The organism is Komagataeibacter kakiaceti JCM 25156, from assembly GCF_000613305.1.
In genome coordinates this window covers 1-1,812 of sequence record NZ_BAIO01000472.1, presented here as the reverse complement: position 1 = coordinate 1,812, position 1,812 = coordinate 1, and the positions used below count along the sequence as shown (strand labels likewise).

Annotated in this window: 1 protein-coding gene and 2 pseudogenes; all 3 read left to right on the top strand. The window is 65.9% G+C overall.

Annotated features, from left to right (window positions below):
• Positions 1–387, top strand: a 387-nt coding sequence (locus tag JCM25156_RS15470; protein ID WP_025813791.1) for a glutamate--tRNA ligase family protein, incomplete at its 5' end; no start/stop codon positions are given.
• Between the two features lie 60 nt (positions 388–447).
• A pseudogene (locus JCM25156_RS25155) lies at positions 448–1,649 on the top strand (pyridoxal phosphate-dependent aminotransferase).
• A gap of 11 nt (positions 1,650–1,660) precedes the next feature.
• Positions 1,661–1,812, top strand: a pseudogene (locus JCM25156_RS31460) (pyridoxal phosphate-dependent aminotransferase); the annotation flags it as partial.

The following is a 1,812-nucleotide window of genomic DNA, read 5'->3' as shown; positions in this document are numbered from 1 at the left end:
CACGAACTGGGGGAGGGGCCGCAGCCCTGCCAGCCCGAACGGTTTGGTGATGCCGTGCTGGCGCGCAGGGATGTGCCCGCGTCCTATCATCTATGCGTCACCCATGATGACGCCATGCAGGGGGTAAGCCTCGTCACGCGCGGGGTGGATCTCCGGCCCGCGACGGCGCTGCATCGCCTGTTGCAGCATATCATGGGCTGGCCCGCGCCGCGTTACCGGCACCATCCGCTGCTATGCGACGCCACGGGGCGGCGGCTGGCCAAGCGTGATGGCGCGGCCTGCGTGCGTGCCATGCGTATGGCAGGCATGACACCGCGGCAGGTATGTAGGGCGGCCGGGGTGTCCGATCACATCTCCGCTGTTTCCTCCGCCGTGGGTTCGCTCTAGCTGCTGCCGCATCGCCCGGCAGCGTGCCGGATGTCATTCACTTTTATGGATCTTGATACCATGGATCTCACCGCCGCCCGGCTGGACCGGATCAGCCCCAGCCAGACGATCGCCATCTCAACCAAGGCGCGTGCGCTCAAGGCGGCGGGAAAGGACATTATCAGCCTTTCCGCCGGTGAGCCGGATTTCGACACACCGGACACGATCAAGCAGGCCGCCATGCGCGCCATCGCCGCGGGTCAGACCAAATACACCGATGTGGCAGGCACGCCCGCCCTGCGCCGCGCGGTCGCGGAACGCTTCAACACCGATAGCGGGCTGGATTACACATGGGATGAGGTGATCGTCTCCAACGGCGGCAAGCAGATCATCTATAACGCCATGGTCGCGACCATCAATCCGGGTGATGAGGCGATCATTCCCGCGCCTTGCTGGGTGTCCTATCCCGACATCGTGTCCCTGGCCGAAGGTACGCCCGTTATCGTGCCATGCAGCGCGGAACATGGCTTCAAGCTCCAGCCCGCGGCGCTGGAGGCGGCGATCACGCCCCGCACCAAGTGGCTCCTGCTCAATTCCCCCAACAACCCCACGGGCGCCGCCTATTCCGCCGAGGAGATGCGCGGTCTGTGCGACGTGCTGCTGCGCCATCCCGATGTATGGATCCTGACGGACGACATCTATAACAAGCTCGTCTATGACGGTTTCCGCGCCCCCACGGTGGTGGAGGTCGAACCCCGCCTGCGCGCGCGTACGGTCACGATGAACGGCGTGTCCAAGGCCTATGCCATGACCGGCTGGCGTATCGGCTATTCCGCCGCCCCCGTGCAGCTTACGCGCGCGATGAACAAGCTGCAGGGCCAGTCCACCTCCGGCCCGTGTTCGATCAGCCAGGCCGCCGCGGTCGAGGCGCTGACGGGACCGCAGGACTTCATCGCCACCATGGTCGGCACCTATCAGGCGCGGCGTGACCTGGTGGTGGCCATGCTCAACGAGGCCGAGGGCCTGCACTGCCCCGTGCCGGAGGGTGCGTTCTACGTCTTCCCGTCACTGGTCGCCTGTCTGGGCAAGACCAGCCCGGGGGGCACGCTGATCGATACGGACGAAGCCTTCGTGACCGCCCTGCTTGATGAGGAAGCGTTGCCGCCGTGCATGGCAGCGCGTTCATGTTCGCCGGGCATTTCCGTATTTCCTACGCCACCGATACGGAAAGCCTGAAGGAAGCGTGCCGGCGCATCCAGCGTTTCTGTGCGGCCCTGCGCTGAGGGGCGGAAACATGCCGGTTGAAGGAGAGGGCGCTCACCCGCTGTTCGCGCAGCGGATGGCGCGGCTGGGTGTTCCCGCCACCATCGCCATGGCCCAGCGCGCGCGCAACCTGCGCGCGCAGGGGGAAAAGGTGCTCTCACTGGCGTTGGGCGAGCCTGATTT